Annotated in this window: 20 protein-coding genes and 1 riboswitch; of the genes, 13 read left to right on the top strand and 7 right to left on the bottom strand. The window is 69.5% G+C overall.

Annotated elements, in window-relative coordinates:
* The first annotated feature begins 1 nt into the window (after position 1).
* The 3 genes from O5I81_RS20080 to O5I81_RS20090 are packed head-to-tail and all read left to right on the top strand — an operon-like array spanning position 2 to position 2,325.
* Positions 2–496 carry a hypothetical protein gene (locus O5I81_RS20080; protein ID WP_271066635.1) on the top strand — a complete coding sequence of 165 codons (495 nt, stop codon included), beginning with the start codon at positions 2–4 and terminating at the stop codon, positions 494–496.
* A gap of 6 nt (positions 497–502) precedes the next feature.
* Positions 503–1,612: a glutamate 5-kinase gene (gene proB / locus O5I81_RS20085; RefSeq protein ID WP_271066636.1), complete on the top strand. Its 1,110-nt coding sequence runs from the start codon at positions 503–505 to the stop codon at positions 1,610–1,612.
* Positions 1,613–1,629: 17 nt separating this feature from the next.
* A complete protein-coding gene (locus tag O5I81_RS20090; RefSeq protein WP_271066637.1) occupies positions 1,630–2,325 on the top strand; it encodes a hypothetical protein in 696 nt (231 codons plus the stop codon).
* A gap of 3 nt (positions 2,326–2,328) precedes the next feature.
* On the opposite strand, the gene O5I81_RS20095 is transcribed toward O5I81_RS20090, so the two are convergent.
* From O5I81_RS20095 to O5I81_RS20105, 3 genes are all read right to left on the bottom strand, one after another.
* Entirely contained in the window at positions 2,329–2,613 is a 285-nt protein-coding gene (locus tag O5I81_RS20095) for a hypothetical protein (protein ID WP_271066638.1), read from the bottom strand.
* Entirely contained in the window at positions 2,610–4,529 is a 1,920-nt protein-coding gene (locus O5I81_RS20100) for a monovalent cation:proton antiporter-2 (CPA2) family protein (RefSeq protein ID WP_271066639.1), read from the bottom strand. The genes O5I81_RS20095 and O5I81_RS20100 overlap by 4 nt, the downstream gene beginning before the upstream one ends.
* Positions 4,530–4,697: 168 nt before the next feature.
* Positions 4,698–5,267, bottom strand: a complete 570-nt coding sequence (locus O5I81_RS20105) for an NAD(P)H-dependent oxidoreductase (protein ID WP_271066640.1) — start codon at positions 5,265–5,267, stop codon at positions 4,698–4,700.
* Between the two features lie 99 nt (positions 5,268–5,366).
* On the opposite strand from O5I81_RS20105, the gene O5I81_RS20110 reads away from it, so the two are divergent.
* From O5I81_RS20110 to O5I81_RS20120, 3 genes are all read left to right on the top strand, one after another.
* Entirely contained in the window at positions 5,367–6,077 is a 711-nt protein-coding gene (locus O5I81_RS20110; RefSeq protein WP_271066641.1) for a CoA transferase subunit A, read from the top strand.
* Positions 6,077–6,712, top strand: a complete 636-nt coding sequence (locus tag O5I81_RS20115) for a 3-oxoacid CoA-transferase subunit B (protein WP_271066642.1) — start codon at positions 6,077–6,079, stop codon at positions 6,710–6,712. Before O5I81_RS20110 ends, O5I81_RS20115 begins: the two co-directional genes overlap by 1 nt.
* A gap of 242 nt (positions 6,713–6,954) precedes the next feature.
* Positions 6,955–7,737 carry an SDR family NAD(P)-dependent oxidoreductase gene (locus O5I81_RS20120; protein ID WP_271066643.1) on the top strand — a complete coding sequence of 261 codons (783 nt, stop codon included), beginning with the start codon at positions 6,955–6,957 and terminating at the stop codon, positions 7,735–7,737.
* 111 nt (positions 7,738–7,848) lie between these two features.
* Here the strand turns inward: O5I81_RS20120 and O5I81_RS20125 are convergent, their stop codons facing one another.
* Entirely contained in the window at positions 7,849–8,793 is a 945-nt protein-coding gene (locus O5I81_RS20125) for an XdhC family protein (RefSeq protein WP_271066644.1), read from the bottom strand.
* A 96-nt stretch (positions 8,794–8,889) separates the two neighbouring features.
* Between O5I81_RS20125 and O5I81_RS20130 the strand changes: the two genes are divergently transcribed.
* Genes O5I81_RS20130 through O5I81_RS20140 form a run of 3 tightly spaced genes read left to right on the top strand, consistent with a single transcriptional unit; the run spans position 8,890 to position 11,584 of the window.
* On the top strand, positions 8,890–9,957 hold the full coding sequence (locus O5I81_RS20130) for a hypothetical protein (protein WP_271066645.1): 1,068 nt from the start codon (positions 8,890–8,892) through the stop codon (positions 9,955–9,957).
* Positions 9,954–10,832, top strand: a complete 879-nt coding sequence (locus O5I81_RS20135) for a bifunctional regulator KidO (RefSeq protein ID WP_271066646.1) — start codon at positions 9,954–9,956, stop codon at positions 10,830–10,832. The genes O5I81_RS20130 and O5I81_RS20135 overlap by 4 nt, the downstream gene beginning before the upstream one ends.
* A gap of 47 nt (positions 10,833–10,879) precedes the next feature.
* Positions 10,880–11,584, top strand: coding sequence for an NTP transferase domain-containing protein (locus tag O5I81_RS20140; protein ID WP_271066647.1), 705 nt, complete (start codon positions 10,880–10,882; stop codon positions 11,582–11,584).
* A gap of 301 nt (positions 11,585–11,885) precedes the next feature.
* On the opposite strand, the gene O5I81_RS20145 is transcribed toward O5I81_RS20140, so the two are convergent.
* Both O5I81_RS20145 and O5I81_RS20150 read right to left on the bottom strand, forming a co-directional pair.
* Positions 11,886–13,709 (bottom strand): TonB-dependent receptor, encoded by a 1,824-nt coding sequence (locus O5I81_RS20145; protein WP_271066648.1) that lies wholly within the window; start codon positions 13,707–13,709, stop codon positions 11,886–11,888.
* A gap of 130 nt (positions 13,710–13,839) precedes the next feature.
* A riboswitch (cobalamin riboswitch) is annotated at positions 13,840–14,046 on the bottom strand.
* 29 nt (positions 14,047–14,075) lie between these two features.
* Positions 14,076–14,834 carry a LytTR family DNA-binding domain-containing protein gene (locus tag O5I81_RS20150; protein WP_271066649.1) on the bottom strand — a complete coding sequence of 253 codons (759 nt, stop codon included), beginning with the start codon at positions 14,832–14,834 and terminating at the stop codon, positions 14,076–14,078.
* A gap of 129 nt (positions 14,835–14,963) precedes the next feature.
* Here O5I81_RS20150 and O5I81_RS20155 point away from each other — a divergent pair, with 129 nt between their 5' ends.
* From O5I81_RS20155 to O5I81_RS20165, 3 genes are all read left to right on the top strand, one after another.
* Positions 14,964–15,413, top strand: a complete 450-nt coding sequence (locus tag O5I81_RS20155; protein WP_271066650.1) for a DUF2141 domain-containing protein — start codon at positions 14,964–14,966, stop codon at positions 15,411–15,413.
* A gap of 11 nt (positions 15,414–15,424) precedes the next feature.
* Positions 15,425–16,879, top strand: a complete 1,455-nt coding sequence (locus tag O5I81_RS20160) for a carotenoid oxygenase family protein (protein ID WP_271066651.1) — start codon at positions 15,425–15,427, stop codon at positions 16,877–16,879.
* Positions 16,880–17,125: 246 nt separating this feature from the next.
* Positions 17,126–17,809: a TetR/AcrR family transcriptional regulator gene (locus O5I81_RS20165; protein ID WP_271066652.1), complete on the top strand. Its 684-nt coding sequence runs from the start codon at positions 17,126–17,128 to the stop codon at positions 17,807–17,809.
* Here the strand turns inward: O5I81_RS20165 and O5I81_RS20170 are convergent.
* Positions 17,806–18,204: a hypothetical protein gene (locus O5I81_RS20170; RefSeq protein WP_271066653.1), complete on the bottom strand. Its 399-nt coding sequence runs from the start codon at positions 18,202–18,204 to the stop codon at positions 17,806–17,808. The two genes, O5I81_RS20165 and O5I81_RS20170, sit on opposite strands and share 4 nt — an antisense overlap.
* A gap of 308 nt (positions 18,205–18,512) precedes the next feature.
* Between O5I81_RS20170 and O5I81_RS20175 the strand changes: the two genes are divergently transcribed.
* The gene (locus tag O5I81_RS20175; protein ID WP_271066654.1) at positions 18,513–20,780 is read left to right on the top strand and encodes a TonB-dependent receptor; all 2,268 of its coding nucleotides are present in this window, start codon (positions 18,513–18,515) and stop codon (positions 20,778–20,780) included.
* The last annotated feature ends 80 nt before the right edge of the window (positions 20,781–20,860 follow it).

A 20,860-nucleotide genomic window follows, 5' to 3' on the forward strand; every position in this document is an offset into this window, starting at 1 on the left:
CATGATCGCCTTTGCCCTTTCGATGATGCTGCTGGTCGCCCAGGCGACGCCCGCCCCGGCGGAGGCCAAGCCGCCGCCCGCGGCGGATGCGCCGGCGGCGACCGCGCCCGCCGCGCCCGTGGCCCCGGCCAAGCCGGCCCCGCCGTCGCAAAAGCTGGAAGACACCCTCACCGCGCTGAAGGGCCGGCCGAAGGCCCATTTCACCTCCAAGCTCGGCCCACCGGCCTCCGTGCGGCCGGCCATCGACGGCGAGGTGCTGATCTGGTCGGTCAAGGTGGCCGGGGCGACAGTCTGCGCCCCCAACGCCGCCGGGTCGCTGGTCTGCGGCCGGCAGGGCGACGGCGAATGCCAGGTGGTGATCGCCTTCTCCAAGGCCGACGCCATGACCGTCTGGCGTAACAACGGCGTGGCCATGGCCTGCGACAAGGCCGCCGACATGTTCTCCGCCCCGGTGGTGACCCTGCCCAAGCTCAAAAAACCCAAGCCCGGCCAGTGATCTGACATGCTGGCGGGGGCCAAACGCATTGTCGTCAAGGTCGGCTCGGCCCTGGTCGCCGACGCGGCCAGCGGCGACGCCGACCGCGCCTGGCTGACGGCCTTCGCGGCCGACGCGGCGCGGCTGATGCAGGACGGGACGCAGCTGCTGGTCGTCTCGTCCGGGGCCGTGGCGCTGGGCCGGCGACGGCTGGGGCTGACCCGCAAGGCGCTGACCCTGCCGGAGAAGCAGGCGGCGGCGGCGGCCGGTCAGTCCCTGCTGATGCGGGCCTGGGAAGAGGCCTTCGAGCCGCATGGCCGCACGGTGGCCCAGGTCCTGATGACCCGCGACGACACCGAGGTGCGGCGGCGCTGGCTGAACGCCCGGGCGACGACCGAGACCCTGCTGGGTTTGGGGGCGGTGCCGGTGGTCAACGAGAACGACACCGTCGTCACCGAGGAAATCCGCTACGGCGACAACGACCGGCTGGCCGCCCGGGTGGCGCAGATGATCGGGGCCGACCGGCTGGTGCTGCTGAGCGACATCGACGGGCTGTACACCGCCGACCCGCGCCGGGATCCAGCGGCCTGGCGCCTGGAGCGGATCGAGACGCTGACGCCGGAGATCGTCGCCATGGCCGGCGGGGCCAATGCCGGGGCCGGGGTCGGCACCGGCGGCATGGCCACCAAGCTGGCGGCGGCGCGGATCGCGCAAGGGGCCGGCTGCGCGACCATCATCACGCTGGGGCGGCGCGAGCGGCCGCTTGGGGCGCTGGGAGAAGGGGCGGCGGCGACGATCATCGAGGCCGGGACGACGCCGGCGGCGGCCTACAAGAGCTGGATCGCCGGCAGCCTGTCGCCGGCCGGGACGCTGGTCGTGGATGCCGGGGCGGCGAAGGCGCTGATGTCGGGCAAGAGCCTGCTGTCGGCCGGGGTGCGGCGGGTCGAGGGCCGGTTCGGCAAGGGCGACGCGGTGCTGATCGTCGGCGAGGACGGCGCGGAGATCGGCCGAGGGCTGTCGCGGTATGACGCCGTGGACGCCGAGCAGATCGCCGGGCTGAGGTCGGACGCTATCGAGGCGGTGATCGGCTACACGGCCGGGCCGATGGTGCATGCGGATGATCTGGTGAAGGGGTGAGCGGGGCGGAACGCGCCTTGGCGCTGGCCATCGGCCAGGCCTATGCCGCCTTCGCCGATGTCGGCGCGCCGCGCCGCCTGGACGCCCCGCCGCACCGCAAGCCCGAGGAACTATTGCAGCGGCTGACCGGGGCGCCGCTGGCCGAGCTGAGCGAGGACCAGCTGGGCCCCTACGCCGGATGGGCCATGACGACGGTCGGCGACGCCCGCGCTTATCAACACTTCCTGCCGCGCATTCTGGAACTGGCGACCGGGCCCAACAGCCACATGGGATTCGACCCGCCCGTGCTGGCCGGGAAGCTGGTCTATGGCGAGTGGAGTGGCTGGCGCCGCGACCGGCGCGAGGCGGTTCTGGCGGTCTTCGGGGCGGCCTTCGCGGCGGCCCTGACCGAGCCTTACGCGGCCAACGGGCCGGGCGAATGGCTGGCTGGCCTGGCGCGGCTCACCCAAGTGACGCCCTTCCTCGAGCAATGGCGGGCCTCTGCCGATCCCTGGGCCGCGATCCATCTGGCGGTGCTGCGGGTGAGCTGGATGGACTCGCTCACCGACGAGGACGGGCAGCCGCCGTTCCGGGACGATGTCGACATCGGGATCAGCGCCGAGGTCGAGGCCTGGCTGCTGTCGGCGGAATCCCGCCGGCAGATCGAACGGGCCCTGGCGGCCGCGCCCGAGGAGGAGCGGTGGCAGTTGGAACGGGCGCTGCCGGATCAGTGACGCTTACCAATCCAGCACCAGACTGCGGCATTGGGGGCAAGGCACACCGTCTTCGATGTCGGTCGATCCGCATTTGTAGCACTGACGCTCACCGGACATCGCCTCGCCGGTGATGTGATTCATGATGACCTTGCCATCGGTGATATCGTAGCCGTGATTGGCGACCAGCCACTGTATAGCGCGAACCCGGCTTTCCCGCGCCGCGCCCCCCAACTGGGCGCGCGCTTCCGCGGTTTCCAGCCCCCGGACCGGAATGTGATGGCCGCAGCGCGCGCAGCTTAAGCTCACCGCTCGTCTTCCTTCGCCGCCTCCAGCTCGTCCTCCGCCCGGCCGGTGACGTCCCAGCCTTCCTCGCCGCCCGGCTTCATGCGCGCCAGGTCGGCGGCCAGCAGGCGTTCCGTCGTCTGGGCGGCGTCGCGGCTGGCCAGCATGTAGGCCTCTTCCTGGCCCCACATGGGGCGCAGCTCCTCGAAGGCCCGCAGGTCGTGATTGCGGAAGTAGTCGGCGGCCCTGTGGGCGCGGTGGGCGCGGAAGCCCAGGGACCGCAGGGCGGTGACGCCCAGGTGCAGGGCGCCCTCGAAGGTCTCCCGCTCGATGGCGTCGGCGCCGTTGGCCAGCAGGTCGTAGGCGTGGCGGCGGTCGAAGGCCCGGGCCAGGATGGTGATGTTGGGGAAGGCGTGGCGGGCCTTCTCGACCAGTTCGCTGGTCTTCTCCTTGTCGTCGAGGGCGACGATCAGCATCCGGGCCCGCTCGGCGCCGGCGGCGCGCAACAGGTCCAGGCGGGTGGCGTCGCCATAGTGCACGCGGCGGCCGAAGCGGCGCAGGACCTCGATCTGTTCGATGTCGCTGTCGAGAACCACCGACTTGAAGCCGTTGGCCTGCAGCAGGCGGCCGGTGATCTGACCGAAGCGGCCGAAGCCGGCGATGATGATGTCGGGCTCGGCCTCGTCGAAGTCGGGGTCGTCGGGTTTCACATCGGGGATGGCGGCGTCCATCATCGCCGAGACCTTCTCGTAGAGGATCATGGCCAGGGGGGTGAGCGCCATGGAGACGGCGACGGCGGCGGTCAGCAGGGCGGCCAGGTCGGCGCCGATGACCCCGGCTCCGACGGTGAAGGTCAGCAGCACGAAGGCGAACTCGCCGCCCTGGGCCAGCGCCGTGGCGACGGCGGCGGCGGCGCGGCCGGTGGCTCCGCCGATCAGGGCCAGGCCGAACATCACCGCGAACTTCAGGACCATCAGGCCGATGACGATGCCGACCAGCACCAGCGGCTGGGCGAGGATGATGTTGAAGTTGATGCCGGCCCCGACGGTGATGAAGAACAGGCCAAGCAGCAGGCCGCGGAACGGCTCGATGTCGGTCTCCAGCTCGCGGCGGTACTCGCTTTCGGCCAGCACCACGCCGGCCAGGAAAGCCCCGAGCGCGGGAGAAAGCCCGACCATCTGCATCAGGGCGGCGACGGCGACGACGATCAGCAGGGCGGTGGCGGTGAAGATTTCGCGCAGGCGGGTCTGGGCGATGAAGCGGAAGATGGGCTGGACCACATAACGGCCGCCGCCGACCACGGCGGCGACGGCGGCGAGGACGGCGAGGGTCTGCAGCCAGCCGGGGAAGTCGGCGATCAGACTTCCGCCGCCATGGCCGCCACCTTCCGCCGCGTGGGCGGTCTGGGCAATCAGCTGGACCGGGGCCTCGGCCAGCAGGGGCAGGAGGGCGAACAGCGGGATGATGGCCAGGTCCTGCAGCAGCAGCACCCCGAAGGCGGCGCGGCCGACCGGGCCTTGCCGCAGGCCCTTCTCGTCGAGGGTCTGCAGGACGATGGCGGTCGAGGACATGGCCAGCACCAGGCCGACGGCCAGGGCGGTCTTCCAGTTGAGGCCGAAGGCGAGGCTGAAACCGGCGATGGCCAGGGCGGTGACCAGCACCTGGGCGCCGCCGAGGCCGAAGATGGTCTTGCGCATCGACCACAGCAGGGCCGGCCGGACCTCCAGCCCGATCATGAACAGCAGGATGACGACGCCGAACTCGGCGAACTTCATGACGTCTTCCTGCTCGCCGACCAGCGACAGGGCGAAGGGGCCGACGACGATGCCGGCGATCAGGTAGCCGAGCACCGAGCCGAGGCCGAGCCGCTTGGCGATCGGCGCGGCGACGACACCGGCGGTCAGGTAGACCAGGGCCTGGAGGAGGAGGTTCTCGGTCAAAATTTCATCCCCGCGCAGGTCATCTCGAAATCCCGATTATCCCGACGAAAGTCGGGACCCAGAGGCCGCTTTTGCTGGAGGTTCGCTCTGATCGGCGCCACGCTTTCAAAGGCTGGCAGATACTGGGTCCCGACTTTCGTCGGGATAATCGGAGTGTGGGGGGAGGCATCACGACTCCGCCTCCACCTTCTCACCGACAAGGCCGGCGAGTCTCGCGCGATAGCGTTGCGACTCCGCCTCCAGAGCGGCTGCGTCCTTGATGCGGGCGCCGTGGACCACGAAGGGCGTCTCCCACTGCATCTGGCAGAGGTCGGCGGTCTGTTCCAGCGGGCGCAGGAACTCCTCCATGGTGAAGTGGTTGTAGCCGAGCTTGTGATAGGCCGAGGTCGGGCCGCCGGTGGTCGTGGCCACGAACAGCTTCTTGCCCTTCAGCTTGTCGCCGCCCTTGCCGTAGGCGAAGCCGTGCAGCCAGACGAGATCGAACCACTCCTTCATCAGGGCCGGCATGGCGTACCAGTAGAAGGGGAACTGCAGGGCGATGACGTCGTGCTCCTTGAGCTTCTTCTTCTCGCCCGGCACGTCGATGACGAAGTCGGGGAAGGTCTCGTAGAGGTCGTGGCGGGTGACGCCGTCGAGCCCGTCAGAGGCGGACCACAGGAGGCTGTTGGCGCGGCTCTTCTCCAGCGCCGGGTGGGCCATGACCAGCAGGACCTTGCTGTCGCGTTTTGCGTTGCTCATGCTAGGTATCCCAAGGTCAGCGACCGATAATTCACCAACGGTTGAATTTCCCCGGGAGATGGGCGAAAGGACGCCGGTTTTCCAGCCGCAGGAGCTTTCATGGCCGACAAGGTCCGCAAGGACGCCGCCGCAGCCCTCGAAGGGGTGCTTTTCGACGGCATGACCATCATGGCGGGGGGCTTTGGCCTCTGCGGCATTCCTGAGAACCTCATCGCGGCGATCCGCGAGACCGGGGTGAAGGACCTGACCGTCGTCTCCAACAACTGCGGAATCGACGGCTTCGGCCTGGGCATCCTGCTGGAGAACCGGCAGATCAAGAAGATGGTGAGCAGCTACGTCGGTGAGAACAAGCTGTTCGAACAACTTTATCTCAGCGGCGAGCTGGAGCTCGAATTCAATCCGCAAGGGACGCTGGCCGAACGCATCCGTGCCGGCGGCGCGGGCATTCCGGCCTTCTTCACCAAGACCGGCGTCGGCACCCTGGTCGCCGAGGGCAAGGAAGTGCGTGAGTTCGATGGCGAGGAGTATGTGATGGAGCGCGGGCTGACCGCCGATCTGTCCATCGTCAAGGCCTGGAAGGCCGACGCCGAGGGCAACCTGATCTATCGGAAGACCGCGCGGAACTTCAATCCGATGATGGCCACGGCGGGCAAGGTCTGCCTGGTCGAGGTCGAGGAGATTGTGCCGATCGGCAGCCTCGACAAGGACAACATCCACACCCCCGGCATCTATGTGGACCGCGTCTTCAAGGGCGCCGTGTTCGAGAAGCGGATCGAACGGGTCACCACCCGCCAGAAGGAAGCCGTCTGATGCCCTGGACCCGCGACGAGACCGCCGCCCGCGCCGCCCGCGAGCTGCAGGACGGCTTCTATGTGAACCTCGGCATCGGCATTCCCACCCTCGTGGCCAACTACATCCCCGAGGGGATGCATGTGACGCTGCAGAGCGAGAACGGCATGCTGGGCATGGGGCCCTTTCCTTATGAGGGCGAGGCCGACGCCGACCTGATCAACGCCGGCAAGCAGACGATCACCGAGCTGGCGAGCAGCAGCTATTTCAGCAGCGCCGACAGCTTCGCCATGATCCGCGGCGGGCACATCGACCTGTCCATCCTCGGCGCCATGCAGGTGGCGGCCAACGGCGACCTGGCCAACTGGATGGTGCCCGGCAAGATGGTCAAGGGCATGGGCGGGGCCATGGACCTGGTGGCCGGCGTCAAGCGGGTGGTGGTGGTCATGGACCATTGCGAGAAGACCGGCGCGCCGAAGCTGCTCAAGCAATGCACCCTGCCGCTGACCGGCAAGGCGGTGGTCGACACCCTGATCACTGACCTGGGGGTCTTCTCCATCGGCCGCGGCGCCGGGGTGAAGCTGCTGGAACTGGCGCCGGGCGTGTCGCTCGACGAGGTGAAGGCCAAGACCGAAGCCGAGTTCGAGGTGGCGTAGGGGACGGGTTGGCCGCCTTGCGGCCTACCTGTCCCCGGCTTGCGCCGAGAGTTGCTCCGGGGCGCGATCCAGACGGTTGGCGCGATGCGTCTGGAGCGCGCTTGCATCTATCGCCGGTGCTGACCGGGGACAGGTAGGCGCTTCGCGCCAACCCGTCCCCAAAAGCGCGGGGCCTGACGCCACGTGAATCTTTTCAACGCGCCTTCAACGTGATGGCCTCCCCGCAAAACAGGGAGGACATCATGGATCTCAGCAACGCATCGGCCCTCGTCACCGGCGGGGCCGGCGGTTTCGGCAGCGCCACGGTGCGCCGCCTCGCCCAGCGCGGGGCACGGGTGGTCATCGCTGACGTGCACGCCGACCGGGGCGAGGCGCTGGCGAAGGAAGTCGGCAATGGCGCGGTCTTCGTCCACACCGACATCATGAGCGAAGACAGCATCGCCGAGGCCGTGGCCAAGGCCGTGTCGCTGGCGCCCCTGCGCGCCGCTGTGGTGGTGCATGGCGGACCGCCGGCCCCGGGCTCGACCGGGCCGGCGCGGACGGTGAACCGCGAGGGCAAGCGGCTGCCGCTGTCGCAGTTCATGCACACGGTGAACGTCTACCTCAACAGCGCCTTCGCGGTGACCAGCCAGGCGGCCGAGGCCATGGCCGCCAACGAGCCGCTGGAGTCCAACCAGCGCGGCGTCGTCATCAACACCGCCTCCATCGCCGGCTACGAAGGCCAGCCCGGTCAGGCGGCCTATTCGGCGGCCAAGGGCGGCATCATCGGGATGACCCTGACCGTGGCGCGGGATCTCGCGCCGCTGGGCATCCGGGCCGTGGCCATCGCGCCGGGCACCTTCCTGACCCTGGCCTATTCCTCGCGGATGACCGACGAACAGGCCCAGGCCCACTGGGGGCCGATGGTGCCCAACCCCAAGCGGATGGGTGATCCGGACGAGTACGGCATTCTCGCCGGCCACATCTGCGACAACGACTTCCTGAACGGCACGACGATCCGACTGGACGGCGCGCAGCGGTTCTAGGGTGGGGACGGGTTGGCCGCCTTGCGGCCTACCTGTCCCCGGCTTGCGCAGGAGGTCGATGACGGGCGCGCTCCAGACGCCTGGGCGCGAACCGGCTGGATCGAAGGTGGGTCAGCGGTCGGTGCTGACCGGGGACAGGTAGGCCGCTTCGCGGCCAACCGGTCCCCCCGCATGGCGGACGGCGATGACCTCTCCGACCACGGCCACGGCGATCTCCCACGGGGCCTTGCCGCCGAGGTCGAGGCCGATGGGGGCGCGCAGCCGCTGAAGCTGGCTCTCGGTGATCCCGGCCGCGCGCAGGCGGTCCAGCCGTTCGCCAAGCCGGCGGCGGGCGCCGAGCAGGCCGACGTAGGGGGCGTCGGACGGCAGGGCGGTGGTCAGGGCCGCGTGATCGATGTCCATGTCGTGGCCGCAGATGGCGACGGCGGTCCAGGCGTCCAGACCGACGGCAGAGAGCGCCTGCGCCGGCTCGTCCCGGCGGTAGGCGACATTGGCCAACGGGCAGGCGATCGGGCCACGCGGGCGGATGAGCGTGGTTTCGAAGCCGGACTGGGCCCCGAGGGTGGCGGCAGCCAGGGCGGTGGGGTCGGCGCCGAGGACGATAAGCTTCCAGACCGGCTCATAGGTCAGGGACAAGCCGCCGGCCGTCGTGAACCCGGCGGTCCGCCTTGCGTCCATGGCCGCGAGGACGGCGCCGACCTGGGCGTCGTCGGGCAGGAGGCGCTGCAGCTCGATCTCGATCCGGGCGCCACACAGCAGGCGGATGTCGGGCCAGGGGCTGCCCTCGCCATAGACCAGGCGGAGCGGCTCGCCGTCCTCAAGGCAGGCGGCGGCGTGCAGGGCGACGTCGCCCTCGACGCAGCCGCCCGACAGAAAACCGCTGACGAAGTCGCGGCCGAAGACCATCTGGGCGCCGACCGGGCGCGGGCCGCCGCCGCCGAGCGCAACGATGGTGGCCATGACCGCGGGCTCGCCGGCCGCGCGCAGGGCGCGCAGGGCGGGCCGCTGGTCGTCGGCGAGGCCATACAGAGGCCAGTCTGGAAGCGCTTGGATCACCCCCCATGTTAACCCCAGCGAAACGCTTCGGGCACCCTCCCTTAAGGTGTTGGCGCGCATGGTTGCCGCTGAGTTCACCATGAGGGCGAGGCAGCCATGCCCAACGCCGCTTTCACCGCCGACCGCTTTGTCCGCCGCGCGCCCAGCCGGCCGGTCGCCGCCGGTTGCCGGCTGACCGACGAGGACGGCGCCGTCCGCATCGACTTCGACATGGCCGGCGGGGCGGTGCTGCTGGGCCACGCCCATCCCCGCATCGAGGCCGCCGTCGCGGCCGGCAAGGCCACGGCGACGGACGCCGCCGCCGCCCTCTCATCCCTGCTGCCGCGCCGCCCGGCCGTCGCCCTCTGCGCCGAGGAGGGCCAGGCCCTGCCCGCCGCCGTCGCCGCCGCCCGCAAGGTCACCGGCTGCCGGCGGGTCGCCGTCTGGGATCCCAAGGGCGGGGTCTGCAACGGCGAGACCGACCTGGCCGCCGTGCTGGTCGATCCGCTCGGCATGACCCCCGGCCAGCTGCGGCTGGCCCGCAAGGCGGCGACCGCCGCCGGCGCCCTGCTGATCTTCGACGAAGGCTCCAGCGGCTTCCGCGTCCACGCCCAGGGCGTGCAGGGCCTCTCCAACGTGCGGCCGGACTTTTCCGTGTTCGGGGCCGGCATCGCCAACGGCCGGCCGATCGGCGCCATCACCGGCAGCGACGACCTGATCGCCGCCCTCGATCCCGAAGACCTGCCCGCCCCGCGCGGCGACAGCCTCGCCGCCGCCACGGCCACCCTGGAAACCCTCGGCATCGCCCCGGTCGCGCCGCACCTGCAGGTGCTGGGCGCCGAGATTCAGACCGAGGTCGAGAGCCTGATCAAACGCGCCGGCGCGGCCCGCGTTTTCACCCTGGCCGGCGATCCGACCCTGCCCACCCCGCTGTTCGCCGCCCCGATCCTCGAAGGGCTGTGGATGCGGGAGATGACGGCCCGGGGCCTGATCGTCGTCGGGCCGCATGCCCTGAGCGCCGCCCATGGCGAGGTCGAGGTGGCCGCCCTGGTCGATGCCTACGCCGCCGTGCTGCCGGCCATGATGGCCCGCAACCTGGCCGAAATCTTCGCCCGGCCCCGGCCGGTCTTCGACCCCCTGTATTCGAGTCCCAGTCATCTGGCCGCTCCAGAAGGACGCGCATGAGTTTCCCCCTGTCCAAGCTCGGCCTCTCCGCCGCCCAGTTCGGGCTGGGCGGCAGCCCCAGCCCCCGCTCGCGTCCGCCCGAGGTGGAAGCGCGCGACATCCTGAATATCGCCGCCCGCGGCCAGCTGTCGGTGCTGGACGTCTCGGGCGTCTATGGCCGCGCCGAACAGATCCTCGGCGACCTGATCCCGCGTCCGTCCTCCTTCCGCCTGACCCTCAACAGCGTCCGCGCCGACCGGGGCCCGGACTTCGTCGAACAGGAGGCGCGCGCCTCTCTGCGCCGGCTGGCCGTCGAGCGGGCCGACGCCATCGTCGTGCCGAGCGTCGGCGAGCTGTTCGGCCCGCACGGCATGGCCCTGTGGGACCGGCTGCAGGCGCTGAAGAGTCAGGGGCTGTTCGCCCGCATCGGCATCTCGGTGCATGCCTCGGACGATCCCTGCGGCGTCGCCCGGCGCTTCAAGCCGGACCTGGTGCAGGCCCCCGCCTCCCTGCTCGACCAGCGGCTGCTGGTCGATGGCTCGCTGGCGCGCATCGCCGCCATGGGCATCGAGGTGCAACTGCGCTCGGTCTTCCTCAACGGCCTGCTCTTCCTGCCGCCCGACCGGGTGCCCGCCACCCTGAAGGGCGCCGCCGGGCGTCTGTCGCGCGTGCGCCGGATGATCGCCGAGGGCCGCAGCGATCCCCTGCAGGCGGCGCTGGGCTTTGCCCTGTCGCGCCCGGAGGCCTCCGCCGTTCTGGTCAGCCCCACCACCGCCGCCGAGTTGTCGGCCATCATCGCCGCCGCCGCCAGCCCGCCGCCTGATCTCAACTGGGACGACATGGCCCTCGATGACCCTGTCGCCCTCGATTCCGGGAGCAGCTGGGCCGCCGCGTAAAAACGCGAACAGAAGCCTGGCGCGCCGCTCAGAAGGAGCAAACGCCCATGATCCTCGCCATCCTGCAGGCCCGCATGGCCAGCCAGCGCATGCCCGGCAAGGCCTTGGCCAGCCTGGCCGGGCAGCCGATGATCCAGCGCCAGATCGAGCGGCTGCGCGCCGCCCGCACCCTGTCGCGCATCGTCGTCGCCACCAGTGTCGAGGCCAGCGACGACCCGCTGGCCGCCTTCCTCGTCTCGCGGGGACAGGCCGTCTTTCGCGGCGCGCCGGTCGACCTGCTCGGCCGCTACGCCCGCTGCGCGGAGAGCAACGCCGGTGTGACGCATGTCGTGCGGATCAAGGGCGACGCCCCCTTCGTCGATCCGGCCATCGTCGACAAGGCCGTCCGCATCGCCCTCGACAGCGGCGCCGACTATGTCGCCAACCGCGGCTGGTTCGGTTTTCCCAAGGGCATGGAGGTCGAGGTCATCGCCGCCCCGGCCCTGATCGCCGCCGCATGCGCGCCGCGCGACCCCGAAGCCCGCACCTCGCCGACCGCCTTCCTGCGGGCCGACCCGGTGCGCTGGCGGCACGCCAATTTCGCGGCGCCGCGCGACCTGTCCAATCTGGACTGGCGGGTGAAGACCCATGCCGACATGACCTTCGCGCGGGGGGTCTACGCGGCGCTTCACGGGGCCGATCCGGCGTTCGCGATGCGGGATGTGCTGGACCTGACGGGCGGCCGCCAGGATGTGGCGAAGTACGCGGCGTAAGATCCTCCCCCATCGGGGGAGGGGGACCATCGCGCAGCGATGGTGGAGGGGGTCCCCACCGGCGGTTCAGCCGCAAACAGTTTTACCCGAGACGGAGGCGGTGACCCCCTCCGTCAGCGGCTTCGCCGCTGCCACCTCCCCCGAGGGGGACGACCAAAACGAAATGAGCCCGCCAACGGGGGGAGTTGGCGGGCTCTTGGAAACCGCCCTGGGTTTCGGGGGGGCGTAATCGGGCGGCTTCGATGAGTAAACACCGGTCCGCCAATTGCGTTCCGAACCCAGGGACTCTTTTCAGCCGAAATCAGTTGCGGAAGCGGATGCCGATATAGGCGGCGCGTCCGGCTTCGCCGTAGCCGAGGCTTTCCTGATAGTTCTCGTCGGTCAGGTTCTCGATGCGGGCGGTGAAGGTGACCGCCTCGTTCAGCGTCCAGCCGCCAGCCAGGTCGGCGGTGACGAAGCCGTCGCGGGTCTCGCTGGCGAAGGTCGAGGGGTTGCTGTCAGCCTGTTCGCCCTCGGCCCGGAGGGTCAGCAAGGCGTTGAAGCGGTCGTTGCTCCAGCCGAGGCTGACGGCGCCGGCATGCTCCGGAACGCGCAGTAGACGCGCGCCCGTCGCCTCGTTGACGGCGTCGGTATAGGCGTAGTTCGCCTTGATCAGGAACTGGCCCAGATTGAGTTCGCCGGTGACCGTGACCCCGGTGCTGAGCGTCTCGTCGATATTCACATAGCGCCCTGTCCCGTAGGAGATCTGGTCCTCGACCTGCAGCCGGTAGCCGGTGGCCTGGAGGAAGACCCGGTCGTCGGGCGAGCGCCAGGAGAGGCCGAGGTCCCAGCCTTCGGCGGTTTCCGGCTTCAGCCCGACCGAGGGACCGGCCGGGAAGCAGAAGTCGCAGACCGTCTGGCTGATGGTCGGGGTCTTGTAGCCCTGGCCCCAGCTGGCCTGGGCCGCGAATCCGGCGCCAATCGCCCAGGTCGCCGAGACGCGGGCCGTGGTCTTGGCCTCGAACTCATCGGGATTGTCGTAGCGCAGGGCGCCCGACAGGGTCAGCGGCTCGACCGGCGAGAAGCGGATGACGCCGAAGGCCGAGGTCGAGCCCAGGTCGGCCTTGGCGCCGGTGCTGACCGATGCCTCGGTGTCGTCGCGCTCGACCCCGACCACGAAGGCCAGCGGATCGCCCGCCCCGCCCCGGCCGGCGGTGTAGCGGATGGTGCTGCGGTCAGCCTCGTAGGAGGACGAGAAGGACGAGATGTTGTCCCGCTGGATGTCATAGAGATCGACCGACAGGCTGTGGTCGAGACCGATAACGTCCTCGGCCTTCAGCCGGGCGAAGCCGGACCAGGCCTCGGCCTTGGCGCGGTCGGCGGTGTCGCCGAAGGCGAAGAAGGCATCGTAGCCGTCGATATCGACATCGTATGCGTTGTAGCGGACGCGGCCGTCGAGGCTGACCTTGTCGCTGAGGTCGAAGCGGCCGTTGACCGACACCGTCCAGCTTTCCAGGCCGTCGTCCTCGGAGCCATTGGCGGCCTTCGAGACGCCATCGCTCCTGTAGCCGGCCACGGAGCCGCCGACGGCGAAGCGGTCGGTGACGATGCCGCCGGCGGCGCTGGCGCGGATCGTCGAGAAGCTGCCGCCCTCGAGGTTCAGGCGATAGCCGTTCAGGTCCCGGCTGGTGAAGCTGATCACCCCGCCGATGGCGTCCGAGCCCCAGAGCGACCCCTGCGGCCCTTCGAGGATCTCGATGCGCGCGATATCGGCCAGGTCGAAGGCCGCGAAGTCGAAGCCGCCGTTGGGGCTGGAGGCGTCGTTCTGGACGACGCCGTCGAGCAGCACCAGGGTCTTGTCGCCGGCCGCGCCGCGGGTGCGGACGGTGGTGACGCCGCCGAAGCCGCCATTGCGGCTGAGCGACAGGCCGGGGGTGGTGGTCAGCAGGTCGGCGGCGAAGATGGCCTGGCGGCGGTCGATGTCCTCGTCGGTGATGACGGTCAGGCCGAGCACCTCTTGAGGCTCGGTCGGCAGCCGGGTGACGATCACGGCGTCGACGTCGCCCTCGTCGGCGTCCGCGGCATAGGCGGCGGACGAGAGCAGGGCCAGGGAACTGGCGGCCAGAAGCAGGGGAGTGAAACGCATGGCGCGTTCTCCTTTTCAAAGGAGCCCGCGCGGCGCCGCGTGGCGGGGATCAGGCAAGCGACAACGTCGGCGCGCCGGCCGACGGTCGCTTCAACGGGAGCCCCCGCGCCGACAGCCTGGACCCGGGCCACGGACGAACGACGACGGCGGCAGGTCTCCTGGCTTGCGGGTCATAAGGTTCGCATCGTCGCCTTCCCGGTTTCCCAGTGGCGCCCTCTCCCGTGAAGGAGAAGGACCGATGCGGCCCTCGCCGCTGACAGTTGCGGGCACAGCGGGGGATTCACACCCCCTTCCCTCTTGGCCCCCGATCTGGGGGACCGCCTGGCGCCTAGATGCTGCAAGGCGGCGAAGATGGCAAGGGCGGCGTCAGTACCAGCCGGCCGCCCGCAGGGCGCCGGCGTAGGCTCTGGAGACCGGGGCCTCGCCGCCGCCCTTCAGCGACAGGGTGGCCCGGCCGTCGCCGCGCCTGGCCCCGGTGACCGCCTCCCTGGCCACCCACCAGCTGCGATGGGTGCGGGCGCCCTCGATGCCCTCCAGCTCGGCGACGGCGTCAGAGAGGCGCATCAGGATCAGGTCCTGGCCCTTGCTGGTGTGGAGGCGCAGATAGTGGTCCTCGGCCTCGACCGCGTAGAGCTCGGCGCCGCGCAGCTTCGGCGGCAGGCGATCCATGAACCTCGGCGGCGCGGCGCCGGTGGGGGCGGCATGGGTCTCCTCCGGCTTCTTCTGGGCCAGGTAGTTGAGGGCCGTCATGGCCACCGTGACGACCAGCACCGGCACGATGAACTGCGGAATACGCGAGACCGGCAGACCGCAGCGGCAGAAGAACAGGGTCGTGACCAACCAGATCAGCAGGGTCAGGGGCGGAGTCAGCAGCACCACGATCAGCCCTCCCTGCAGCCAGGGCCGCTCCTCCAGCCAGCCGAAACGATCCGTGAAGACCGAGATGCCGAGGCCGGTCAGCGAGCCGATCAGCATCATCAGCGTCCAGTAGATCAGCCGCGCCGTCAGGCTGCCGCCGCCGGTCTCGAAGGCGCCGGTCACCGCCAGGAAGACGCCGGCCAGCAGGGCCAGGACGACACCGCGCACATGGCGGTTGGCCCCAAAGCTCTGGGTGGCGGTGGTCATCCACGAAGCGTGAGCGGCGGGGCCTGTCCGTTCGCGAACGGGCGGCGTCGGCCCACGGCTTTGCGGCTGCGAGCTCATCGGAAGGCCGCCAAGGTCAGGGTCATCGCAACCCAGCCAAGGACACCGGCCATGTTTTCCCCATCCGCCAAAGCCGCCCTCGCCGCCTCACTGCTTACCGCCATCGCGGTTGTGAACGCCCCCCGCGCCCAGGCGCAAGAGGCCGGCGAGGTCAGCGTCACCTTTTCCGGCATCACCGCCCCCAGGGGGGCGCTGTTCGTCGGCCTGTACGACAACGAGGCGGCCTTCGCCGGCGGCAATCCGGTCGGCGGCTATCGCCTGGAGGTCAACGGCGCGACCGTCGGCCAGTCGATCAAGGGCCTGAAGCCGGGCCGCTACGCCCTCAAGGTCTATCACGACATCGACGGCGACGGCCGGATGAACACCAACGCCTTCGGCATCCCCACCGAGCCCTACTCGGCCTCCAACAACGCTCCCTCGACCATGGGCCCGCCGGCCTGGGCCGACGCGGTGTTCGAGGTCGGCGCCAACGGCGCCACCCAGTCCATCACTATCGACTGATCGGAACCGCCATGGACCGCCGCGCCTTCCTCACCGCCCTTGCGGGAACCAGCCTCGCCGCCATCACCCCCGAAGCGGTGCTGGCCGCCTCGGCCGCCGCCAATCCCGCCTGGGCCCTGGCGGTCGGGGATATCGAGACCGACCTGGCGCCCCGCAGCCTGCGGCTGATCCATGGCCGGGCCCCGAAGGGGCTGGCCGGGACCCTCTACCGCAACGGACCGGCCAGGTTCCGGCGCGGGACCGGAACGCCGGCCCATTGGTTCGACGGCGACGGCCTGGTGCGGGCCTTCCGCATCCGCGACGGGCGAGCCAGCCTGGCCGGCCGGTTCGTCGATACCTTCAAGCGGCGGCAGGACCAGGCCTTCGGCGCCCTGGTCAGCCCGGGCTTCGCGGCCACGGCCGCCAAGGGGGCGACGGTGCGCAGCGCCGACGACAGCAACGCCGCCAACACCGCTCTGCTGCCGATCGGCGGCGAACTGCTGGCCCTCTGGGAACAGGGCTCGCCGATCGCCCTGGACCCGGACACCCTGGCGACCAAAGGGCCCAAGACCTACGCGCCGGATCTGGCCCACATGCCCTTCCTGGCCCATCCGCGCATCGAGCCGAACGGCCGGGTGTGGAACCTGGGGGTGGCCGGCAAGCAGGCCATCGTCTGGACCCTCAACCCCGACGGCTCGCTGCTGAAGACCGGCATGCTGCCCCTGCCCCGCGCCAGCTACATCCACGACTTCACGGCCACGGCGCGGTCGCTGGTCATCGTGCTGCAGCCCTGGATCCAGGACAAACGGGTGATGCCGTTCGCAGCCAGCATGAGCTGGCGGCCGGAGCTGGGGACGCAGGTTCTGGTCGTCGACAAGGACGACTTTTCCAAGCGCCGGATCTTCGACCTGCCGGCCTTTTTCGCCTTCCACCTGGGCGACGCCTGGGAAGAGGCCGACGGGACCATCCGCTTCGACGCCTGCACCGAGGCCGACGCCAGCTTCGCGGCCCGCGGCGGATCGCAGATCACCGCCCTGAAGATGCCGGAGACGCAGGTGACGCGGCTGAGCTTCATCACCCTCGGGGCCGACGGCAAGGGACGGATCGAGGTCACCGCCCTGCCGGCCGAGTTTCCGAAGACCGATCCCCGGTTCGCGGGGAGCGGGCGGATGAAGACGGTGGTCAACACCGTCGGCGGCGGCCCGGCCAAGCCCTTCCTGCAAGGGGTGGCGGTCAGCGACTGGAAGACCGGCAAGGCCGATGTCTTCGACTTCGGGCCGGACCATTGCGCCGAGGAGTTCGTCTTCGTGGCACGGCCGGGTTCAAGCCGGGAGCTGGACGGCTGGCTGGTCGGGACGACGCTGAACCTCAAGGCGCGGGCGACGGAGCTGCATGTGTTCGAGGCGTCCCGGGTATCGGCCGGGCCGGTGTGCAGCTGGCGGGCCGATGTGCCGCTGCCGGTCGGGTTTCACGGATGCTGGGTGTAACGGGGGCGGCCTTCCAAACTCTCCCCCCGCGAAAGCGGGAGGAGGACAGGTTTCGAGCCTCAAGCGAGAAACCAGGAGGCGGGCCCCACCGGCGGTCGGGATAGTCGTCAGGCAGGGGTCCCCCCTCCTGCTTTGTCGCTCACGCTCCAAAGCGGTCCTCCCCCCGCTTCACGGGGGGAGAGTTTGAATTCCCGGACCTTGCCTCGACTTGCTAGACGCCCCCGGCGCGGCCTATCGATGTCCCCCATGACCGCGACACGGGGCAGGCCACGCAAGGATGGGCGGGGGCGGCCGGCGAAATCTTCCGGCAGCGACATGCGCCAGGCCATCCTGGACGCCGCCGAGGGGCTGTTCGCGCGGCACGGCTTCTATGGCGTCACCACCCGCCAGGTCGCCGCCGAGGCCGGCGTCGATACGGCCCTGATCCACTACTATTTCGGGGCCAAGCGCGAGCTGTTCGACGCCGTCTTCCTGCGCCGGGCCGAGATTCTCAACCAAGACCGCAAGGCGTCGATGGACGCCTATGAAGCGGCCAATCCCGGAACCATGACGCCGCTGGGCGTCATCACCGCCTTCATCGAGCCGCTGATCGAGCGGTCGCTGACCGGCGGCGCCGGCTGGAAGAACTACTTCGCCCTGGTCGCCCAGGTGAACAACACCCCGGCCTGGGGCGGCGAGACCATGCACCGCTTCTTCGATCCCGTCGTCCGCCAGCTGGTCGACACCCTCAAGCGCGCCAGGCCGGGGGCTGACCTGACCGAGCTCTACTGGGGCTACCAGTTCCTGACCGGCGCCATGATGCTGGCCCTGTCGGAGACCGGCCGCATCGACCAGCTGTCGGAGGGTCTCTGTCGCTCCAACGATCTGGATGCGGTCCGCAAGCGGCTGTACCGCTACTGCGCGGCCGGCTTTGAGACGCTGATCGGCTAGCGCTTCGGCGGAATCACGAACGACGGCGAGTTGCCGAAGGCCTGGTCGCAACGCATCGACAGTTCGATGACCACGCCCGTGCCCCTGGCCACGTTGTCGATGCGGTCCATGCGTAGCATCTGGCGGAAGTTTTCCTCATAGTCCCCCGCCTCGCGAGCGATCCCGGGATTGGCCTTCAGCAGGCTTTGACGACGGGCGGCCCAGTCGATGGTCGTCAGGTTGGTGCCGTTCCCGAAATTCGGACCCCAGGCCACGTGGGCGGGCACCTCCTCGGCCAGCGCCCCATAGGCGCCGGCGCAGGCGACCTTGGTGGCCTGCCATTCCTCGGCCAGGGCCGGAACGGCGGACAGGCTGGCGATGAGAGCCAGGGCGGCTCCGGGGAGGGCGATACGCATGGCGACTTCCTTGCTGTTGTCGCGCCAGCCTCACCCGGTCCGCGGCGCCGGCGCATCCTCGCTTTTGGGGGTCCTGATTCGACAGCGCTGTTCAAAACCGCGGGCGGCGGTGTGGCGCCAATTCACCATGTGGTGAAAAAAGGGCGACTGAAGTCGCCGGAAACCCAACCCGCCGTTGCGCCGCGCCCCGTCCTGACTCAAGGTCGGCGATAATTCGCGTTTCGGTGAATTTCTTGTAATCAACAGCGTCCGCAAACGGACCACAGGACCCTCTAGAGGTCCGAGCCGACGCTCAAGGGAGGGCGACTATGAAGACCATGTGGAAAGCCATGCTGCTGGCCGGTGCGGCCTGGAGCGCCGCGAGCGCTTCGGCCTATGCCCAGGACGTTCCGGCTGGAGACGCGACCGTTGATGAGGTCGTCATCACCGCCCGCCGTCGCGAGGAAAACCTGAAAGACGTGCCGGTCGCCGTCTCGGCGGTCAGCGAGCAGGCCCTCGAGCGCCAGGGCGGCGTCGACATCACCATCCTGCAGCAGATCACCCCCAACGCCACCGTGCAGGTGGCGCGCGGCTCGAACTCGACCCTGATCAGCTTCATCCGCGGCATCGGCCAGCAGGATCCGCTGTGGGGCTTCGAGCCCGGCGTCGGCCTCTACATCGACGACGTCTACGTGGCCCGGCCGCAGGCCGCCGTGCTTGACGTGTTCGACGTCCAGCGCGTCGAAGTGCTGCGCGGCCCGCAAGGCACGCTGTACGGCCGCAACACCATCGGCGGCGCCATCAAGTACGTCACCAAGGAGCTTTCGGCTGAACCGCAGCTCAGCCTCAAGGGCGCCTACGGCAGCTACAACCAGGTCGACCTGATCGCCTCGGGCTCGGTTCCGATCGGCGACCAGTTCGCCATCGGCGCGGCCGTGGCCAAGTACGACCGCGACGGTTTCGGCGAGAACCTGACCACCGGCGCCGAACACTACAACAAGGACATGATCGCCGCCCGCGTCTCGGCCGAGTGGCGTCCGACCGAGGCCCTGTCCTTCCGTCTGGCCGGCGACTGGGTGCGTGACGATTCCAACCCGCGTCACGGCTATCGCGAAGTGCAGGCGCTCAACAGCGCCGGCGTCCCGATCGCCGGCGGCGCCCCGCTGGGCGACGTCTATGACACCAAGGCCGGTGTCGGCGACGACAACCAGGTCGAGACCAAGGGCCTGTCGCTGACCGCCGCCTGGGACATCAACGACCAGCTGACCTTCAAGTCGATCACCGCCTACCGTGAAGGTGAAACCACCACCGTCATCGACTTCGACGGCCTGCCCGCCGCCATCCTCGACATCCCGGGCTACTACGCCGACGACCAGTTCAGCCAGGAATTCCAGCTGACCTACACAGGCGACCGCGTCCAGGGCGTGGCCGGCATCTACTACTTCGATGGCCATGCCGAAGGCGCCTTCGACACCATCCTCAGCCAGGCCGGCATCGTCATCGGCACCGGCGGCGCGGTCGACACCAAGTCGATCGCCGCCTTCGCCGATGTCAGCATCGACTTCACCGACCGGTTCAAGGCCTCGATCGGCGGCCGCTGGACCCGTGACGAGAAGGAAGGCAGCGTCTACCGCGCCAACTTCCTGGGCGCCACGCGCAGCCCGCTGCTGGGCGGCACGCCGCGCGCCCCGCTGCTGGTCCGCTCGGACTACACCAACGAGAACACCTTCGAGGAGTTCACCCCGCGGGTCAGCCTGAGCTTCGAGCTGACCGAAGACCTGACGACCTACGTCTCCTACAGCAAGGGCTTCAAGTCGGGCGGCTTCGACATGCGCGGCGACGTCATCCTGACGCCGGCGACGGTCAACGGCTATGACCCCGAAACGGTCGACAGCTACGAAATCGGCCTGAAGGGCAGCCTCTACGACGGCCGAATCACCTTCGCGACCGACTTCTTCAAGGCTGAATACAAGGACCAGCAGGTCACCACCCAGGTGCCGTCGGGCGCCAGCATCGCCAGCTTCGTCGACAACGTCGGCAGCTCGGAAATGTGGGGCTGGGAATTCGAAGGCCGCGCCCGCTTTACCGACAACTTCTCGGTCGGCGCGACGCTCGGCTACATCGACGCCCAGTTCAACGAGTTCTTCCGCTTCTATCCGGCCGGCGCGACCAACCCCCTCGACGGGTCGGTGGTGCCGGTCGGCGGCGTGACCCTGAACATCGCCAGCATGGCCAAGCTGCAGAACACGCCCGAATGGACGATGAACTACAACGCCACCTGGACCTTCGACGACGTGGCCGGCGGCACGCTGTCGCTGACCCCGTCGGCGTCGTTCCGCGACGACTCGCAGATGTTCGAGTTCGCCGCCCCGGCCATCGATCAGGAGGGCTACTGGCTCTACGACTTCAACGCCAACTGGGTCGCTCCGGGCGGCAACTGGAAGGTCAGCCTGACCGGCAAGAACATCACCGACGAGCGCTACCGCATCGGCGGCTACAACTTCCCGCAGTCGGCCGGCGTGCTGTTCGGCAACTCGGTGGTCGGTTTCTACGGCAACCCGGCGACCTGGACGCTGGGCATCGAGTGGAAGCTCTAGATATCCCTGTAGTCTGACTTTATGGGGCGGCCTGGAAACGGGCCGCCCCTTTTCTTTTTGTAGAACCCCAGGAGACGCCG

This window comes from Caulobacter sp. NIBR1757, from assembly GCF_027912495.1.
GTDB lineage: Bacteria > Pseudomonadota > Alphaproteobacteria > Caulobacterales > Caulobacteraceae > Caulobacter.